At 42.2% G+C, this 17,371-nt stretch carries 19 protein-coding genes; 11 read left to right on the top strand and 8 right to left on the bottom strand.

What is annotated here, in order from left to right; genetic code table 11:
• Positions 1–40 precede the first annotated feature (40 nt).
• Positions 41–412: a hypothetical protein gene (locus tag V6Z54_RS03950; protein ID WP_041087131.1), complete on the bottom strand. Its 372-nt coding sequence runs from the start codon at positions 410–412 to the stop codon at positions 41–43.
• Between the two features lie 186 nt (positions 413–598).
• Here V6Z54_RS03950 and V6Z54_RS03945 point away from each other — a divergent pair, with 186 nt between their 5' ends.
• On the top strand, positions 599–1,036 hold the full coding sequence (locus tag V6Z54_RS03945) for an Rrf2 family transcriptional regulator (protein ID WP_338527724.1): 438 nt from the start codon (positions 599–601) through the stop codon (positions 1,034–1,036).
• A gap of 64 nt (positions 1,037–1,100) precedes the next feature.
• Positions 1,101–2,012 (top strand): NAD(P)/FAD-dependent oxidoreductase, encoded by a 912-nt coding sequence (locus tag V6Z54_RS03940; protein ID WP_338527723.1) that lies wholly within the window; start codon positions 1,101–1,103, stop codon positions 2,010–2,012.
• A 10-nt stretch (positions 2,013–2,022) separates the two neighbouring features.
• Here the strand turns inward: V6Z54_RS03940 and V6Z54_RS03935 are convergent, their stop codons facing one another.
• On the bottom strand, positions 2,023–2,223 hold the full coding sequence (locus V6Z54_RS03935) for a hypothetical protein (protein WP_338527722.1): 201 nt from the start codon (positions 2,221–2,223) through the stop codon (positions 2,023–2,025).
• Between the two features lie 113 nt (positions 2,224–2,336).
• Here V6Z54_RS03935 and V6Z54_RS03930 point away from each other — a divergent pair, with 113 nt between their 5' ends.
• The gene (locus V6Z54_RS03930) at positions 2,337–2,984 is read left to right on the top strand and encodes a DUF3885 domain-containing protein (RefSeq protein WP_338527721.1); all 648 of its coding nucleotides are present in this window, start codon (positions 2,337–2,339) and stop codon (positions 2,982–2,984) included.
• Positions 2,985–3,017: 33 nt separating this feature from the next.
• Here the strand turns inward: V6Z54_RS03930 and V6Z54_RS03925 are convergent, their stop codons facing one another.
• The gene (locus V6Z54_RS03925; protein WP_041087139.1) at positions 3,018–4,346 is read right to left on the bottom strand and encodes a 6-phospho-beta-glucosidase; all 1,329 of its coding nucleotides are present in this window, start codon (positions 4,344–4,346) and stop codon (positions 3,018–3,020) included.
• A 197-nt stretch (positions 4,347–4,543) separates the two neighbouring features.
• On the opposite strand from V6Z54_RS03925, the gene V6Z54_RS03920 reads away from it, so the two are divergent.
• Complete coding sequence (locus V6Z54_RS03920; RefSeq protein WP_039177027.1) at positions 4,544–5,275, top strand: MurR/RpiR family transcriptional regulator; 732 nt, start codon at positions 4,544–4,546, stop codon at positions 5,273–5,275.
• Between the two features lie 17 nt (positions 5,276–5,292).
• On the opposite strand, the gene V6Z54_RS03915 is transcribed toward V6Z54_RS03920, so the two are convergent.
• Entirely contained in the window at positions 5,293–6,492 is a 1,200-nt protein-coding gene (locus V6Z54_RS03915) for an MFS transporter (RefSeq protein ID WP_338527720.1), read from the bottom strand.
• Between the two features lie 145 nt (positions 6,493–6,637).
• Between V6Z54_RS03915 and V6Z54_RS03910 the strand changes: the two genes are divergently transcribed.
• On the top strand, positions 6,638–7,117 hold the full coding sequence (locus V6Z54_RS03910; protein ID WP_039177033.1) for a YbaK/EbsC family protein: 480 nt from the start codon (positions 6,638–6,640) through the stop codon (positions 7,115–7,117).
• 33 nt (positions 7,118–7,150) lie between these two features.
• Here the strand turns inward: V6Z54_RS03910 and V6Z54_RS03905 are convergent, their stop codons facing one another.
• Complete coding sequence (locus V6Z54_RS03905; protein ID WP_075611008.1) at positions 7,151–8,059, bottom strand: LysR family transcriptional regulator; 909 nt, start codon at positions 8,057–8,059, stop codon at positions 7,151–7,153.
• A gap of 103 nt (positions 8,060–8,162) precedes the next feature.
• Between V6Z54_RS03905 and V6Z54_RS03900 the strand changes: the two genes are divergently transcribed.
• Positions 8,163–9,365: an MFS transporter gene (locus V6Z54_RS03900; RefSeq protein ID WP_338527719.1), complete on the top strand. Its 1,203-nt coding sequence runs from the start codon at positions 8,163–8,165 to the stop codon at positions 9,363–9,365.
• Between the two features lie 64 nt (positions 9,366–9,429).
• On the opposite strand, the gene V6Z54_RS03895 is transcribed toward V6Z54_RS03900, so the two are convergent.
• Positions 9,430–10,509 carry a DUF3900 domain-containing protein gene (locus V6Z54_RS03895; RefSeq protein ID WP_151284122.1) on the bottom strand — a complete coding sequence of 360 codons (1,080 nt, stop codon included), beginning with the start codon at positions 10,507–10,509 and terminating at the stop codon, positions 9,430–9,432.
• Positions 10,510–10,709: 200 nt separating this feature from the next.
• Complete coding sequence (locus V6Z54_RS03890) at positions 10,710–10,859, bottom strand: DUF1540 domain-containing protein (RefSeq protein ID WP_072367870.1); 150 nt, start codon at positions 10,857–10,859, stop codon at positions 10,710–10,712.
• A 354-nt stretch (positions 10,860–11,213) separates the two neighbouring features.
• Here V6Z54_RS03890 and rfbF point away from each other — a divergent pair, with 354 nt between their 5' ends.
• The 5 genes from rfbF to V6Z54_RS03865 are packed head-to-tail and all read left to right on the top strand — an operon-like array spanning position 11,214 to position 15,995.
• Positions 11,214–11,978 carry a glucose-1-phosphate cytidylyltransferase gene (rfbF, locus tag V6Z54_RS03885; protein WP_039177042.1) on the top strand — a complete coding sequence of 255 codons (765 nt, stop codon included), beginning with the start codon at positions 11,214–11,216 and terminating at the stop codon, positions 11,976–11,978.
• Positions 11,979–11,982: 4 nt separating this feature from the next.
• Positions 11,983–12,954, top strand: a complete 972-nt coding sequence (locus tag V6Z54_RS03880; RefSeq protein WP_039177044.1) for a GDP-mannose 4,6-dehydratase — start codon at positions 11,983–11,985, stop codon at positions 12,952–12,954.
• A 12-nt stretch (positions 12,955–12,966) separates the two neighbouring features.
• Entirely contained in the window at positions 12,967–13,878 is a 912-nt protein-coding gene (locus V6Z54_RS03875; protein ID WP_041087151.1) for a putative nucleotide-diphospho-sugar transferase, read from the top strand.
• Positions 13,875–15,065: a glycosyltransferase family 2 protein gene (locus tag V6Z54_RS03870; protein ID WP_269104122.1), complete on the top strand. Its 1,191-nt coding sequence runs from the start codon at positions 13,875–13,877 to the stop codon at positions 15,063–15,065. The genes V6Z54_RS03875 and V6Z54_RS03870 overlap by 4 nt, the downstream gene beginning before the upstream one ends.
• On the top strand, positions 15,066–15,995 hold the full coding sequence (locus tag V6Z54_RS03865; protein ID WP_041087155.1) for a putative nucleotide-diphospho-sugar transferase: 930 nt from the start codon (positions 15,066–15,068) through the stop codon (positions 15,993–15,995).
• A 31-nt stretch (positions 15,996–16,026) separates the two neighbouring features.
• Here V6Z54_RS03865 and V6Z54_RS03860 read toward each other — a convergent pair whose 3' ends face one another.
• Positions 16,027–17,265: an MFS transporter gene (locus tag V6Z54_RS03860; RefSeq protein WP_041087157.1), complete on the bottom strand. Its 1,239-nt coding sequence runs from the start codon at positions 17,263–17,265 to the stop codon at positions 16,027–16,029.
• Positions 17,266–17,371 lie beyond the last annotated feature (106 nt).

The raw sequence follows: 17,371 nt of genomic DNA, 5'->3' as shown, positions 1-17,371 counted from the left end.
GAGACAAAAAGCCCCCTTATCAAAAGGGGGTCACCATTCCTTACTCCGCACTCTCCTCAACCTCACGGCTATCCTCAGTTTCACCAATATAAATAGGGCCGTTTGCGTGGTCGATTCGGATTGGCCATTCGTATGGAATTTGAAGACGTCTAGCAATGGCTCTCCAGAATTTTGTGGAATCCAATTCGAATTCTTGGAAGTCTTTTAATAAGTCTTTGTAAGACGAGCCGTCAAATTGAATGTACATATCTTGAAGGCGCATGAATGCGACATGTCTCACTTCTAGTGCTGCTGCGGCTTCCATTTCTTCTTCTGTTGCTTCTCCGATGATTGTACCTGCGGGCGGAAGCATGTCGTATACGTTAAATTCCTCTTCTTCTTCGTGTGCTACATTGTGCTGTTGATCTGACATTATTCTTCACTCCTTCTCGTTTTCAATCAAAACTTTATTCCGTGCTTACTTCTATTATCGGAAGGAAATGTGAAATGTGGAATGAAAAAAGAGGAGCAGATCCACAGCACTTGCTTTTTTCTCTTGAATCATCTATGATCAATTACAGATATAAAAGGTCTATAATAGATAGAAAGGAGTTTCCTCATGAAATATTCTAAAGCGACCAACTATGCGCTGCATACGATGGTGTTTTTAACTCTTGCGCCAAAGGGTAAAGCGATTGGCGTTGAGCCTCTTGCTAAGATGCAAGACCTTTCACCAACCTATTTATCCAAAATTTTAACAAAGCTTGTGAAGGCGGGATTGATTGAATCAACACCTGGTGCAAAGGGAGGATACACCGTTATCAAACGAAAGGAAGATATTTCATTTTTAGATGTCATTCAGGCTGTAGAAGGACAAACGAATTTATTTCGCTGCTCTTTAGAGCATGACTCCTTCATGCCTCATGATGGCTGTTTGATTGAGCAAGTCATGCAGGATGTGGAAACAAAAATGCAGGAGACGTTAAGTCAAAAACGGTTAATTGATATTGCGAACCAAATTGAACAGCCAGAAAAAAATCCATTTTTCAAGATGTGATTTTTTTGAACTAATTATAGATATTAAGAGTCTTTAAAGTCTTGAATAAAAAGGAGAGATTGATATGTTATTAGATTGTGCGATTATCGGAGGCGGGCCAGCCGGATTAAATGCAGCACTTGTTGTGGGCCGGGGCAGAAAGCAGGTCATTGTATTTGATGACGAGCTGCCAAGAAATCGAGTGACTCAGGAATCACATGGATTTATTACAAACGATGGAATGACACCGTTTGAGATTAGACAAGCCGGAGAGGCAGATCTTCAAAAATACCCTAATATCCAAATCAAACGAAGTAGAATTAATGATATACAAAAGAGAGAGGAATTCTTTACGTTACTGACACACAAAGGGGATACATTCGAAGCGAAAAAAATCATCTTGGCAACTGGACTTCAGGATATATTGCCAGAGATCGAAGGAATTCATGATGTGTACGGAAAAACGTTGTTTAGCTGCCCTTTCTGTGATGGATGGGAATTAAAGGACAAAGCACTTGCCCTCATTGCAGAGAATCAGCGAGCCTTGCATATGGCTAAGCTTCTATCCAATTGGACAAAGGATTTGATCGTGTTTACGAATAGGCACGTGTTGGCTGAAGAGGACAAGTCACTTCTGACGGCGCATTCTATTCAAGTCATTGATGTGCCTATTGTATCGATTGATCATGACAATGGTCAGCTGCGCTCTCTCCAGCTTGCAAATGGGGAGACGGTGAAAAGGGAAGGCGGTTTTGTCGCAAGCGAATTCAAGCAGTCAGCACCATTTGCCGAAAAGCTTGGCTGTCAAATGACGAAGAATGCGGGGATTGAAACAGATATTCTTGGACGTACAACCGTCAGTGGTGTCTTTGCATGTGGTGATAATTTAGGCGGTCCTGCCCAGTTAGTTCTTGCAGCAGCAGCTGGAAGCCAGGCAGGAATGGGCGTCATTCATGAACTTGTGCAAGAAAAGTTTCAAGAAAAAACATCTCTATGAAAAGAGATGTTCAGCGGAGAGCGGTTTTCTGTTTTGCTAAGACGTGAGCTGTCCATTCAAAAAGTGCATAGATCACAAAGAAGATCAGGATCCAGCTGCTGGCATCGACCCATACATTGGTGATATGAATGATGTTCGACTGATCCAGTCCAGTCTGTATCCACATCGTGATCAATGCGGTGAGGAACACCTGTAAAAACCATTTTTTCAATTGGTCACACCTCCATCTCTTTCTATCATATAAGAAATGACAGTTAATTTCCAATTGTTTTCCTGTATGTTTCAACGGTAAAATAAGAAATAAAATCAATGGAAGGAATTGAGATGAGCGATCAAACGAATAGATTTTTAAAAAGTCATTTTCCTGACCTTCTCCTCACCCCGCCTCTTTTTTATGGGTGGCCTTTTGGTCTTCGCTTTGAAGTGGCAGATTGGTCATTAGGAAAAGAATCGGTTGTATTAGAAAAAGCGGGAGATCGTGCTTTTGAGATTGTAAAATATGCTTTTGATCCAGAAGACGAAATGCTGCTTGTAACGGATGTGTATACAGAACATGAACATGAATTAACGAAGCGTAAGCTCCTGGTTTATCAAAAATATGTGCATCGGCAAGTAAGGAATCGATTGCGACACGAGCTTTTGACTTATGTACGTCCAGAAATAGAAGATTCACTGACATTAGAGAGATTTACACTCAAATGCCAGCTGCAAGACATTCGATTGCGTCCGCTTCTCCATGCGATGTGCCAGGAGGACTTCTATGCACCGAATCAAATCTTGAAGGGAAAACTGGGTTATGAAATTTACCTAATGAATCTCTCAAAAAAAATGATTTTTCACTTATATGATGATCGAGGCTGTGATCTCATTGCGGCAGATGCTGAGCGTCTACGTCCAGTCTATGAAGGCTTGCAGCACTGGCTATTAGACTATGATCGTCCTAAGATGGACCGGCTGTTTGCAGCCAAATAAAAAAACCGCACTTTCGACAAGTGCGGCTTCTTTTTATGCTTCTACTTTATTGAAAAACTGTGGCAAATATTCTTTGTGTGCTTCTAGCATTTCATCTAGGATGCTTTTTGCAACAGCATCTGATGGGACAAGCGGGTTGATGGTCATTGCGACAAGGGCTGTGTTGTAATCGCCTGTCACGGCTGCTTCAGCAGCTACACGCTCAAAGGATTTAATTTGAGAAATGAGTCCTTTGACAGCGACCGGCATTTCACCAACAGCGATTGGTTTAGGACCGTCTTTTGTGATAACGCAGTTGAGTTCAACGGCAGAATCATTTGGAATGTCACTGATGGCGCCATTGTTAATTGTGTTCACAGGCTGAATGTCATGCTTGTCGTTATAAATGGATGCAATTAAGTTACAAGCTGCATCACTGTAGTAGGCACCGCCTCGTTTTTCAAGCTGTGGCGGCTTGATGTCTAGATCAGGGTCTTTGTAAAGCTCGAACAGATCATTTTCTAATGCGCGAACGACTTCTGCACGAGTTCCTTCGTTTGCTGCTGCTTTCTTTTCCTCAGCCAGCATATCACTTGTTTTGTAGTAGTAACGGTGATACGGACAAGGAATGACGCCAAGCCCTTTTAAGAAATCAGCATCCCACGGAATCGCTTGAATGTTGTTCATTGACATGCTGGAGTTTGGATCGGCCATGTCTTCGATGACTTGGTCCATGATGCTTTTGCCGTCTAAGAATACATTGAGTCCAAAGACCATATGGTTTAATCCAGCAAAGCTGACTTCTACTCTGCTTGCGTCTACATCAAGTCCTTTGGCGATTCCCATGCGAATGCCGATTGGGACGTTGCATAAGCCAACGACTTTTCGATGGTTTGAATAACGAAGAACGGCTTCAGTGACCATACCAGCTGGATTTGTGAAATTCACCAGCCATGCATCCGGGCAAAGCTCTTCAATATCTTTGACAATATCAAGAATGACAGGAATGGTGCGAAGTCCTTTGAATAGACCTCCTGGACCATTTGTTTCTTGACCAATGACATCATATTTTAAAGGAATGCGTTCATCCTTCATACGTGCTTCAAGAAGTCCGACACGGAATTGTGTTGTGACAAAATCAGCATCTACAAGCGCTTTTCTGCGATCTAATGTTAAATGAACCTCGATTGGAAGTCCTGCTTTTTTGACCATGCGTTTTGCAAGATTTCCGACGATCTCAAGCTTTTCTTTTCCCGCTTCAATATCAACGAGCCAAAGCTCGCTAATCGGAAATTCATCGTACCGTTTAATAAATCCTTCTACAAGCTCTGGTGTATAGCTTGATCCTCCGCCAATTGTGACAACCTTTAATCCTTTTGCCATGCTCTGCACCTCCGAATAATGTAACGCGCAATGTTATAATAGAGAAAAGTCTTTTTTGTTTTGTTCATCTATAGCTTATCGTGAGAGCATCTCATGCGTAAATGACTTCAGCGTCTTTAGGCAAGGGTGCCCTATTTAGAGATTTGTTACATAAAAGAAACACATTGTGACATGTTGTTGGAGAAAGGGGAAGTCAGATGTTTTCAAGTGAGGTCATTTCCAGCTTTAATGAACTAGAAAGCGCTTTATATCGATATATCATGGAAAACAGTGAAAAGGTCGTGTACATGAGAATTCGAGATCTGGCAGATGCTGCTCATATTTCCACCTCTTCTGTCCTTCGCTTTTGCCGAAAAGTAAATTGTGAAGGCTTTTCAGAGTTTAAAGTGAAGCTCAAAATGTATTTAGAATCAGAGCAGACACCTTCTTTAAAAAGCACACAGCACTTTCTATATGAATTTATTGAAAGAACATTAAAGGGAGACTTTGAGGGGAAAATTAAGGAGGCAGCGAAGCTCATTGCTGAGGCAAAAAATGTGCTGTTTATCGGGACTGGCAGTTCTGGTATTTTGGCGCAGTATGGGGCAAGGTACTTTTCAAGTCTTGAGAAATTTTCATTTTACATCAATGATCCGTTTTTCCCGATGAATATGCAGTATTTAGACAATAGTGTCACCATTGTGCTGTCTGTATCAGGGGAAAACAGTATTACGATTGATCATATTTCAAAGTTAAAAAGGGAAGGCAGCACAATCATTAGTATTACGAATAACCAGCACTGCACGATTTCGCGCATTTCAGATTTAAATATTGCCTACTACGTCACAGATGAGCGGGTACACAGAGCCAATATCACCACACAGACGCCAGTTGTGTATATTTTAGAAGCAATGGCCCGTGACATGTTCGCGATGTTAAAAGAAAAGTAAAAGAGCTGCTGCATCAATCAGCTGCTCTCTTTTTTCTGCTTCATAAAAGAAAGGATGGCAATGCCGGAACAGACGAGCACAAACAGACCGCCTAGCAAATACACAGACCTCGCCCCATATGCATCCGCAATCAATCCAACAAAGAATATAGATAAACCGACAGATACAGAAGAAAGGACGTAATGAGCCGAGTACACCTTTGATAAATCTTGGACAGGTGTTTCCGTTTGAAGAATGGTTTGCTGCGAAACATCACGAATTTGATAAGCAGGCCCCATCAAAATACAAAGCAGCAAAGCAAGCCACGGCAGGCTGTTCAGTGAATAGACAATAGTCAGCACTGCATAAATGAATGACCCAGCTGCCATAAAGAGAAGAAGCTGCTTTTGAATAAATTGACTCATCCATGCAGCTAAGAGCCCGCCTAGAATGGTGCCGATATAATAAGCGGCATTGATAAAGCCCCACCATTCCTCACCTTGCTTTAAATCATGTGTGACAAAGGCAAGCGTAATCGCGCCGATCCACACAGCACCCGCAATATTTTCACAAACATCCATAAACGTCAGGGTACGTACCGTTTGATTTGTCCAAATGATCGTCCAGCCATCTTTAAAGCTGTTCATCTTATTTGCTTTTCGAACCGTCTCTTCTTGTTTTAGAAGAGGAAATACAGGGATGAAAAATAGATAAGACAACACAATCATGACACAAGTAACCCACATTAAAGAAAATGGCCCGATCCATAGGACGAGCATTCCAGTGAACGAATAGCCGGCAACTTGAACTGTTTGATGAAATATGGACGCTGTACTGTTTGCTTTCACAAGCTGATTTGCTGGCACCAGCATTGGCATGATCGCCTGCAATAAAGGACTGATCAACCCGCTTGTGATGGAAATCAATATGAGTGCACTAAACAGCCAGACCATATGCTGCTGTAGGAATTGAAATTGAACTGTAAACACGATGAGCATCCCAAGACGTAAAAGCGGTACCCATTTCAACAGCCGACCAGCTTGAAAGTGATCGGTTAAAACAGGAGAGAAGAGCCCAGCCAATAGCTGGCATATCGTTCTGATCAGCGGAAAGCCAGCCGCATAGGCAACAGATTGTGTATCTTGATAAATGACAAACGTGATCGTCATCACAAATAAAATATCACTCAGCATGAGAAGGCTTTTACTGCTTGTATAATACCAAAATTTGTTTCCCATATTAAACCGGCTCCTTTTCAAAAACAAGTTTAGTATAGCATGGTGATGAAGGGTTCATAGGCTTTCCATTGAAAAATACATCTTAAGGATGAGAAGATTGTGATAAGCTAAATGAAGGACATTGTAAGGAAAGGGGTTCAATCACTTGAGAAAATTACCAGCACATGACTTTCTGGACAAACATGGCATCCCATATGAGATCAAAACATTTTCTGCCGAAACAGAAAAAGGAGCAGCAAATGTAGCGGCAGCCCTTGGTTTTCGCGAGAGACAAATGATCAAAACATTGATCTTTGAAACAGGAGAAGGGGAGCAGCTGCTTGTGATGGTTGGCGCTGACCAGCATATTAAGTCAGGGAAACTAAAGAAAGCGGCCGGCTCTCGTAATATTAAAATGGCTTCACCGGAGAAGGTTCTTGAAGTGACGGGCTATCGAATTGGTTCGATTCCGCCGTTTTGCTGGCAGCCAGAAGGATTCCGAACGATCATTGAAGCTTCGTTGTTAGAGGAAGAGATATTAGGGGTTGGAGCAGGAGAATGGGGAAATGAAATCCTCATCACACCAGAACAATTAGTGAAGGCTTCAAAAGCTGTACCGTTTGACATCGTGCAGCCAGCCGAATAAAAAAAAGTGCCTGTTTCAGAAGCAGGCACTTTTTTAATTGGCAGCAGGCGTGGTAAATGGACCGATACCTTTCATTTGCAGGAAGGCATCAACGGTTCTATTTTCTTCAAGATCATTCGCCCGCTTACACACAACAACTGGTCTGACGATCTCAATGCCTTCAATGTACACGCGCCCAATTTCTTTCCGCTTGAGACTGCCTTGAACCGCATCACGGGGAACAAGCGTGATACCATATCCAGCTTTGATCATTTGTATCGCTTCATGAACACCGCTGAACTGCAAGTCCACGGTCGGTTTTTTGATTCCTTTTGAGGTAAAAAGAGAGAAGAGCTTATCTCTTGTGGAACTGCCTTCTTCACGCATCAAAAAAGGCTCCTGGCTCAGCCGCTCTAGCGGGACGGTTTTTCCGTTCAATGGATGGTCTGCCGGCACAATAAAATCATAGCTTAAATTCGTTAAATGAGAGGTGAGAATCTCCTCATGGTGCAAATCCTCGATCACAGCGATGGCCACATCTGATTCATATTGAAGCAGGCTCTCTAAAACCTGAGCGGAGTTTCCACTTTTTAATTCAATTTCCGTTTCTGATGAAGATGTCTTAAAAGCAGCGAGCCAATCTGGCAGTAAAAAGTTGAGTGGTACATAGGTAGAAGCGATGCGGAGCCGCCCCTTTTTTCCGTTTTGTAAAAGTGTAATCTGATATTCTACTTCCTTTTCAGCCTCGAACACTTGCCGGGCATAAGGGTATAGAATTTTCCCCATTTCCGTAAGTGTAATACCTCTGCCATTTCGTTTAAAAAGACGGAACCCGATCTCACTTTCAATGCTTCTAAGCTGAGCCGTCACAGCTGGCTGTGTCAAAGATAGCACGTCTGCTGTTTGTGTAACACTTTTTGTCTCTGCGACCTTTGCAAAAATTCGAAGGGCATGTAAATTCAACTTTGCACCACCTATCAATTAATTTGATGGTTCAATCAAAAACATTCATTAGATTTATTATAAGGCATCCCTTATTGTAAAGATAGCGAAGGGGGAAGGGAAAATGGATCATCGTCAAAAGCAAGTGGTGTCAATATCGCTTATCACAGCATTTGCACTGATTGGGGATTCAATGCTTTATATTGTTCTTCCGATCTATTGGAAAGAGATTGGTTTATCATCTATTTGGGAGGTTGGGCTGCTGCTGTCCATCAACCGATTCATCCGCATCCCGCTAACACCTGTCGTTTGGTGGCTCTATCGGTTTGTCCCAATGAAAACCGGTGTATTGATCGCTATATTGATTGCATCAGTAACCACGATGCTATATGGTGTGAGCGGTTTTTGGCTGCTGCTGATTTGCCGCTGCGCTTGGGGGCTGGCATGGACGTTATTGCGTATGAGTGGAATGAGGTTAATTGCTGAGATGGACGAAGGCTCACAGGGGCATTATACGGGGATTTATAATGGGCTTTACCGGCTTGGTAGTTTATTTGGCATGTTATTTGGCGGAATATTTGCCAGCCTGATCGGCTTCCAGTCCATGACACTTGTTTTTGGTTTACTCACATTACTAGGGGTCATTTTTTATGTCTCTTTGGATGAGATTGAAAAGGGAGAAGAGGGGCAGGTGTATCAAGTCATCAAACAGAGGTGGCTTGCACGAGATGTTGTAAAAGTATTAATGACAGGTATGCTGATCGCACTTGTGATACAAGGGTTATTCGCATCAACACTCAGTCATGTCATTGAAGCAAGGATTGGTGTTGGTGAATTTGCTCTGTTCGGATTTGTCATCGGAGCTTCGGCTTTAAGTGGCATCATTCAAGCGCTCAGATGGGGGTGGGAACCATTTGTAGCACCGAAAACGGGCAGATGGTTTGATGGCCTTGTGATGAAGGAACGAACGCTTTGCTGGATGTTTCTTTCATTTGGAGGTCTCAGTCTTCTGGCGGTCATGCTGAAGGTCAGCGGCTGGTTTCTTGTGATGCTGCTTTTAATCCAGCTGCTGTCAACAGTCTTAACGACATTAACGGATACGCTTGCCTTTCAAAAAGCCTCTGCTCAAACCGATAAAAACCGCTTCCTCGCAAGCTATTCCTTTGTTCAAGATATGGGAGCAGCTTTAGGACCCTTGTTCGGATATACGATGATTCAGTTTTTTGGATCAAGCAGCGTCTTTTGGCTGATGCTCATCATAAGCTTATTGCTTGTCAGCATGTGGGCAAGAGGCAGGGAGCTGCATGTTTCTTCTGATCCAGCATAATAAATTCAGGTCTTATACAAAAAAACTGCCTCTTGCGCTGAATGCAAGAGGCAGTCATGGTTTCTTATTCTACATCTGAATCATAGGCTTTTTGCGTCAGCTGGCTGACCACCTCTTTTAACCCATTTGGTTTATGAAACTCAACAGGTGTGCTTCCTTTTTCGAAGACGATTTGATCTGCTTCAACGAGCACGACATACCGATTGTTGAGCTTTGCAATATGGATCGAGTGGCCAAAGTCTGCTAGAAGACCTTTGATTTCCGTCTCGCCTAGACGCATTTTCATTGTGATATCAGGAGTTTGTTCAACAATATGAGAGGCTGCTTGTGTAACCTGCTCTGTATCGAGTGTTTCTCTAATTTCTCGTTTTTCACTCGCTTCCCATATTTCAAGATCCTCTTCAAACTGCTTTAATTCTTCACTTTCATCCTGTAATGTTTCAAAAACCTGTTCCTGTACCATATTCATGACCTGTGATTTCATGATTTCAGGCATAGATTCACCGTATTCGACGAACTTCAAAAAGTCCTCAAAATAACGAGCGTGTGAGGATTGGTGAATTTTCACTTCCGCTTCCTCAGTCATGCCCTCTTCTGGCATAAACGGGTATTGAATTGATTTCATGTTTTTTGTCGTAATGGCCATTTCGACTTTTCTGATCAAGGTAGATGTATCAGCAATTGAAGCCACTTTCTGTTCGAAATCGCATTTCATAATAAAGACAAAGGATTCGTCGAAATACTTTTTAGGAACGGCAGAAGCCACTAAAAAAACGCCGCCTCTGACAGCACTTGTATCTAAATATGTGCGAACAAACTGTTCACTGCATTCATTAAACAATTCTTTTGTATCTGCAAATCTCGTTTGATGAAATAGGTTGTAGTTTGGGTTTGAATCGAGCTCATGACCGGGTTCTACAATAAATCGGCCAATTTTGGTCGGTACTTGTTCAGATTTAGGGTGTCTGTCCACTTTTCGTTTGACGATTTTTTTCAGTTCACCGTCTAAAAAGTCCTTCAGCTCACTCTGTTCAAATTCCTCTTGATCTAGTGTTTGATAATGTTTAAACCGTTTATTTGCTTGTTCATCTTTGCCTTCGATTTCCACGACAAAGAATGATAGAAAACGTATCGTAAAATCCATTGATTGGTCACCACTTTTTCTTCTTCGGATATGTTGAGTATAGAAAAAGGAGTGAAAATCGTCAACGAATGGAGAAATATCGTGTCATTATTTCCCGAGAAATGTTTATTGAAAAACCCTTGATAATAATTATCATTCTTGATAGAATGATAAAAGAAAAGAAGGAACCTGCCAGTTCCTTCATCTCAGAGAAAAATAGATTATTTTGTTTCAAATGTTTCGCAATCAGTTTCAGTATTGCGAGTCACTTCAGTCATCGTGTTTTTACCAATTTTAATGGTAGAAGCGGTACAGCTGTTTTCAGCCCAAAAACGGCAAGAGTTCACTTCACAAAGAACGTTTTGTGCCATGGGAATTCACCTCCGTGATTCATATTGAGAATGAAACAAGCTGCCACTTGAATTCATTCAATCTAGTAGTCTCTTTGTAGAAAGAGGCTGTTTGTGCTGGTTATGCACATGTTTATCATACCATCTACCCTGAAAATATACAATTTAAACTTTGTAAGAGCGAGAATATGAATCTCGCTCTTTTTTATTTGTAAAAATAGTTAAATGCTAGGTGGCACACTCTCTTATTTCGACATATGAATAGAGTAGATTCAAAACCTGATGTCGGACAAAGTATGAGGGTACATGTACTGATTTTCCGCATAAAGATAGGGTTTTTAATCAAAAATCTTCATAGAGAGATGAGGGGAGAAGATGAAAGCAGTCATTCTCTGCGGAGGAAAGGGAACGAGAATGAGTGAGGTCACACAAGCGCTTCCTAAACCACTTGCTATGATCGGAGATCGGCCTATTCTATGGCATATTATGAAAATCTATCAGTATTACGGTGTAGACGAATTTATCCTATTGCTTGGTTATAAAGGAGAGAAGATCAAAGAGTACTTTCTGAACTACGACTGGCAGCACCACAGCATGCAGCTCGATATGGCAACAGGAGAAATGAAGCTTTTAGGGAAATCGGAGAACTGGAAAATCACCTTTTTAGATACAGGTGAAGATACGATGACAGGCGGACGTTTAAAGCAGGCACAGGATTACATCGGTGATGAGACCTTTATGATGACGTATGGTGATGGACTGGCCAATATCAATATGTTTCATTTGCTGAAACGTCATCAGGATCTTGGTGCAGCTGCGACTGTCACAGGCATTGAAAAGAAGTCCCAGTACGGGACACTGAAGGTGTATAACGGGATGGCACAATCCTTCTCTGAGAAGACAGACAGTATCGGGATGATCAATGGAGGATTTTTTGTGTTGTCTCCAAAGGTATTTGATTATTTGACAGACGATGACCAATGCGTGTTTGAAGCGGAGCCTCTTCAAAACCTAGCGGATGATGGAGAGCTTGCCGTTTATGAGCATCACGGATTTTGGACAGCAATTGATACGTATAAAAACCTGAAGGAAATCAACGACATGTGGACAGATGGAAAACAACCATGGAAGGTTTGGTGACAGCATGAGCGGATTTTGGAATGGAAAGAACGTATTTGTAACTGGATGTACAGGGCTGTTAGGGAGCTATCTCGTCAAGGAATTGATTGATCAAGGGGCAAATGTGACTGGACTTGTGCGTGATCAGGTGCCTCGATCGAATTTATATCAAGGCAGTCAATTTGAAAAAATGAATGTGGTGCAAGGCGCATTAGAGGATATGCAGACAATTGAACGTGCGTTAGGAGAATATGAAATTGACACCGTCTTCCATTTGGCTGCCCAAGCCATTGTGGGAGTCGCAAATAGACATCCTGTTTCTACATTTGAAGCGAATATTTTAGGGACATGGAATGTACTGGAGGCGTGCAGAAGACAGCCGCTGATCAAACGAGTGATCGTGGCATCAAGTGACAAAGCATACGGTGATCAGGAGCAGCTTCCTTATGATGAAGACATGCCGCTTAACGGGAAGCATCCGTATGATGTATCAAAAAGCTGTGCAGATTTAATTTCTCATACGTACTACAACACATATGGTCTTCCGGTTTGTATTACACGCTGCGGTAATTTATACGGAGGCGGAGATTTGAATTTTAACAGAATCATTCCGCAAACCATTCAGCTTGTGTTAGAAGGAAAGGCGCCGGAAATTAGAAGTGACGGGACATTTATTCGTGATTACTTCTACATTGAAGATGCAGTGAAGGCTTATTTGCTGCTAGCTGAGAAGATGGAGGAAAAAGGGCTGGCGGGAGAAGCCTTTAACTTTAGTAACGAAATTCAGCTGACAGTGCTTGACCTTGTGGATAAGATTTTAAAGGCAATGGGAAGTGAGCTGAAGCCTCGTATTTTGAACCAAGGAACACATGAGATTAAGCATCAATATTTGTCGGCAGAGAAAGCGAGAAAGCTGCTTGATTGGAAGCCTGACTACTCCATTGATGAAGGTTTAGAGAAGACGATTGAATGGTACCGCGAATTCTTTCAAAAATAGAGGTGTAAAAAGATGAACAGCATATATTGTACGGTTCTTTCAAGTGGAAGACTTTATCAAGCCATTGCGTTTTTCTTATCGTTGAAGCAAGTAGAAGATGATGCTGTCATCAAGACGTTATGTATGGATGATGCTGCATTTGATTTGCTTCATCAAATGAATTTCCCGCATGTGGATCTTGTTCATGTACGGGAGCTCGAGACACCAGAGCTGCTAGAGAAAAAAGAGGAACGGGATGCATCGGAATATTGCTGGACCTTAAAGCCGATTTGGATTGAGTGGTTATTTGAACAGGAGCAGGCAGAGAGCGTCACTTATCTTGATGCGGATTTATTCTTTTATGAGAGCCCTCAGGTTATTTTTCAACATCAGCCGAATGCCTCTGTTTTAATCTCAAGAGGGGATATTGTCATTCCAAGCTTTGATGCTGAGGAAGTGAAGATGCTTCAGAAGCTTTTAGGACGCTATAACTCAGGCTTTCTACATTTTAAAGGAGATGAAGCCGGACGAAAATGCCTCAGCTGGTGGAAAGAAGAATGCTTAAAAGAATGTAAAAATGCACCGGGAGAAGGCAAGTTTGGCGATCAAGGATATCTGGATCATATGCCGAGGCTGTTTGACAATGTAGAAGATATTGAGACAAAAGGCGTGAATATTGGTCATTGGAACTATGGGCAGCATTCTTATCGGGAGGAGAATGGACGTATTCTCCTGGAGGATGGGCATCCGCTCATTTGCTATCATTTCAGCGGCTTTCGGATTGTGAGCAAGGATGAGATGCAGCAAATTCATGAAAAAGGACGAAATGACCTGCCGTTTTTCCAAGAAGCCTATCGGGAAGTGCTTCGCCATGTGATTGAATCTGTGGAGCAGGTCGATCCGCTGTTTAACGGCTATGCCAAACGGGAGGAGGATGACGCATGAACGAAAAGCCAAAGGTAAGCGTCATTATTCCAAGCTATAATGCCAAAGAGCGTTTAGAAGGAAGCCTTTTTTCCTTAACACTTCAGAAAACAGATATTCCGTTTGAGGTCATTGTTGCCGATAATGGCTCAACAGATGGCACGATGGAAATGCTCGAGAACATTGAGGTGAACTTTCCGTTTAAAAAGGTGCGTATTCCTGTCAATCAAGGGATTGCAAAGGGGCGTAATCATGCCATTCGCGAGGCGGAGGGAGATCTGCTCATTTTTCATGACAGTGATATGCTGGCAGAACCGAGATTTATTGAAAAGCATGCAGAGGCCCATGCTGACAGAGAGGATCTCGTTATTTGCGGTGTGTGCTGGAAGCGGATTTATCGCTATTTTTACACAGCATTTGATAAAGATCATATGAAGCGATTGAAAAAGCAAGGGCTGTATAAGCGGAAAATGGAGGACAAAACGCCTCTTTTATCAATGGAAGAAGTCGAAAATGGTGCATTTCTTGAGAAAAGTTTCGATTTGCAGTCTGAGTTTATAGATATCCTGAAAGACATTTTAAATACGTACCACCATGATTTAGGTTCTTATGAGCTGCCATGGCGATTTTTTATTACAAATAACTCCTCTGTCAAACGCAAGCATGTCATGGCACTAGGGATGTTTGATGAAAATATCGTTCGGTACGGATTTGAGGATTATGATTTAGGGATTCGATTGAATCAGCTTGGTCTCTCCTTTGAATTGAGAGAGGATATCATGAGTGTGCATCAAGAGCACCCCAGTAATTTAACGTCGTTTGATGACATCAAATACAACATTTTGTATATGTGTGAGAAGTACAACAATATTGATTCCATTGATGTCCACTTGGCTTTCTCTGGTCCGTTTTCTCACACTGTGACAAATGATATTGTGAAAGAAGTTCGGAAGCTGCGTGAGAATTCAGCATTTGATGACCTGTTATCTTATTTTTTAGAACTGATTCATTTGATCACAGAGCGGAATGTAGGCATCAAACGGGATAAAAAAGATATGCTGACAGCCAAGCATGTTCCTTTGAAAAAGCTGGCAGAAGCGGCGCAGCTTGCGCGGCAGGAGTATGGCTGCACGGTACTTGTAGAAGCCATTCAAGGGCTGACGAAAGAGCTGTTACGCGTTGATTTGTTCCAAGTGGATGTGTTGTAAATGGCGTCTTATCACTTTACAACCATTGTGTCGAATACTCATGTCTTTAAGCTTTTGGCGCTGATTCATTCGCTTGAACAAAACGCTCATGCATTCAAGCTGTCAGTTTTATGTGCAGACCCTTTGGCTTATAAGGTGTTAAGGGAGTTCCCTCATCCGCATGTTCAATATGAACAGCTTGAAGACATTGAAGATGACACGCTTCGAAAGGCAAAAGAAGATCGTACGTTTCATGAGTATTGCTGGACGTTAAAGCCTGCTTTTCTACTCAACATTCTTGAGTCCTCAGATGCGGATTATCTTGCCCATCTGGATACAGATTTGTATTTTTATCATGATCCAGAAGCGGTTTTTGCAGAGAATCCAAGCGCTCATTTATTTTTAACGGATCATATGAATTCCAAGCGGTTCTATCATTTTTACGAGTTGTCTGGCCGCTTTAATACTGGGTTTGTAGGCTGCCGTAACACAGATGTTGCCAAACAGGCAGTCACGCAATGGAAAGAAAACTGTCTTGCACATTGTACAGTAGAAATGGATACAGAAAAAAAGACGTACGGAGATCAGCGGTATGTGGAAAGATGGGTTGATGATTTTGAAGGGGTTCATATCGTTGCATCTAAAGGAGCCAATGCGGCGATTTGGAACATTGAAAACTACAAGCTTTCAGTTGTAAAAGGGGATATGTATCTCGACGAATGTCCACTTTTGTTCTATCATTTTTCTGCTTTTACGATCATTGACGAGAATACCTTTAACCTTAATTGGTATTACTATATGAAAGAACAGAAGCTTGTGGATCATTTGTATATTCCGTATGCCGACTTGGTTCATCAAAAGATTAAACAGGTGCAAAAGGTATTTCCAGAATTTAAGCAAGGGTTTATTGCAAAGAAGCATGTTCCTGACACGCATTTTTATGAGAGATGAAAAAACCGCTCATTATTGAGCGGTTTTCTTTTTATGATTCATTCCATTTGGAGATGGTTTGATCGCTAGGAAGTAAGAAGGCTAGGATGCCTAATATCGGTAGAAAGGCAACACCGACCATGGTAGGCGTTAAGCCGAAGGCATCAATGAATGAGCCAAGGGCAACCGATCCGATTGCACCCATACCAAACGCAAGCCCAACAGTTAAACCAGACATTGTGCCAATTTTCCCGGGAAATAGTTCTTGGGCATAAACCACCGTGACAGAGAAGCTTGATGTCAAAATGAGCCCAATTAGTCCGAGTAAAACATAGGCAAAAACGGGTCCGGCAAATGGCAGCAGCAGGGCAAGCGGGAAGGATGCCAATAAGGAAACTAAAATCACGTTTTTCTTGCCAAAGCGGTCTGCAAGCGGCCCGCCTAAAAAAGTTCCAATTGCACCTAGAATGAGAAATAAGAAAATATAAGTCTGTGATTCTTTAATCGTCAAACCGTATTGTTCAATCGCATAAAACGCATAGAAATTCGAAATGGCATTCCCATACCAAGAGCGGGCAAAGATGAGAAAGACGATAATGCCGAGTGCAATGAGTGCTGATTTACGATGAATATCAGATCTAGCAGCTCTTGCAGGTGTTTTTTTCGCTTGGGCCCGAATGGTTTGAAGTCTTCCGGCGTACCACTTTGAAATATAAAGAAGGAAACCGACTGCTATCATTCCAACAATCGTAAACCAAGCCACGCCTGTCTGACCGAGCGGGACGAGCATTAATGCAGCGATAAGCGGAGCAAAGGCTTGACCTGTATTCCCGCCTACTTGATAAATGGACTGTGCAAGTCCCCGTCTTGGACCAGCTGCCATGTTGGCAACACGGGAGCCCTCTGGATGGAAGATCGCAGAGCCAAGTCCGATAAAGACAACGCAAAGCAGAATGGTGGCAAAAGATGGAGCAAACGCGAGTCCGAATATCCCGACAGCACTTGAAAATAAAGCAATCGGAAGTGCATAAGGCATCGGCCGTTTATCTGTGTACCAACCAATAGCAGGCTGCATCACAGAGGAGACCATATTTAATGTAAAGGCAATCAGCCCTAATTGTGTAAAGGTCAGCCCCATTGAGCGTTCCAAAATAGGGAACATCGCAGGAATAACGGCTTGAAGTGTGTCGTTCAGCATATGACAAATACCAATAATCAATAGGATGGGATAAACCGTTGAGCCGGTAACAGAATGTTGAGGTTTATCCTTTGTACGAGCAGCAATGGCCAATGAGACTTCCTCCTTTCATGTATCTGTTTTCTGATTTTTGCATTCTTCTCATTTTATTCATAAGGTGAACTATAAAACAATAGCAAATTGTCATGATTTAGAAAAA

It is taken from the genome of Bacillus sp. MAG717A, assembly GCF_036884855.1.
In the GTDB taxonomy this organism is placed as follows: Bacteria; Bacillota; Bacilli; order Bacillales; family Bacillaceae; genus Bacillus; species Bacillus safensis.
Note: the sequence above shows the minus strand (reverse complement) of the source record. Positions and strands in the feature narration are given on the sequence as shown.

What these genes read in the sequence shown, in the direction of transcription:
- V6Z54_RS03950 (WP_041087131.1), bottom strand. Translation starts at nt 412, where the DNA reads ATGTCAGATCAACAGCACAATGTAGCACACGAAGAAGAAGAGGAATTT.
- V6Z54_RS03945 (WP_338527724.1), top strand. Translation starts at nt 599, where the DNA reads ATGAAATATTCTAAAGCGACCAACTATGCGCTGCATACGATGGTGTTT.
- V6Z54_RS03940 (WP_338527723.1), top strand. Translation starts at nt 1,101, where the DNA reads ATGTTATTAGATTGTGCGATTATCGGAGGCGGGCCAGCCGGATTAAAT.
- V6Z54_RS03930 (WP_338527721.1), top strand. Translation starts at nt 2,337, where the DNA reads ATGAGCGATCAAACGAATAGATTTTTAAAAAGTCATTTTCCTGACCTT.
- V6Z54_RS03925 (WP_041087139.1), bottom strand. Translation starts at nt 4,346, where the DNA reads ATGGCAAAAGGATTAAAGGTTGTCACAATTGGCGGAGGATCAAGCTAT.
- V6Z54_RS03920 (WP_039177027.1), top strand. Translation starts at nt 4,544, where the DNA reads ATGTTTTCAAGTGAGGTCATTTCCAGCTTTAATGAACTAGAAAGCGCT.
- V6Z54_RS03915 (WP_338527720.1), bottom strand. Translation starts at nt 6,492, where the DNA reads ATGGGAAACAAATTTTGGTATTATACAAGCAGTAAAAGCCTTCTCATG.
- V6Z54_RS03900 (WP_338527719.1), top strand. Translation starts at nt 8,163, where the DNA reads ATGGATCATCGTCAAAAGCAAGTGGTGTCAATATCGCTTATCACAGCA.
- V6Z54_RS03895 (WP_151284122.1), bottom strand. Translation starts at nt 10,509, where the DNA reads ATGGATTTTACGATACGTTTTCTATCATTCTTTGTCGTGGAAATCGAA.
- V6Z54_RS03890 (WP_072367870.1), bottom strand. Translation starts at nt 10,859, where the DNA reads ATGGCACAAAACGTTCTTTGTGAAGTGAACTCTTGCCGTTTTTGGGCT.
- rfbF (WP_039177042.1), top strand. Translation starts at nt 11,214, where the DNA reads ATGAAAGCAGTCATTCTCTGCGGAGGAAAGGGAACGAGAATGAGTGAG.
- V6Z54_RS03880 (WP_039177044.1), top strand. Translation starts at nt 11,983, where the DNA reads ATGAGCGGATTTTGGAATGGAAAGAACGTATTTGTAACTGGATGTACA.
- V6Z54_RS03875 (WP_041087151.1), top strand. Translation starts at nt 12,967, where the DNA reads ATGAACAGCATATATTGTACGGTTCTTTCAAGTGGAAGACTTTATCAA.
- V6Z54_RS03870 (WP_269104122.1), top strand. Translation starts at nt 13,875, where the DNA reads ATGAACGAAAAGCCAAAGGTAAGCGTCATTATTCCAAGCTATAATGCC.
- V6Z54_RS03865 (WP_041087155.1), top strand. Translation starts at nt 15,066, where the DNA reads ATGGCGTCTTATCACTTTACAACCATTGTGTCGAATACTCATGTCTTT.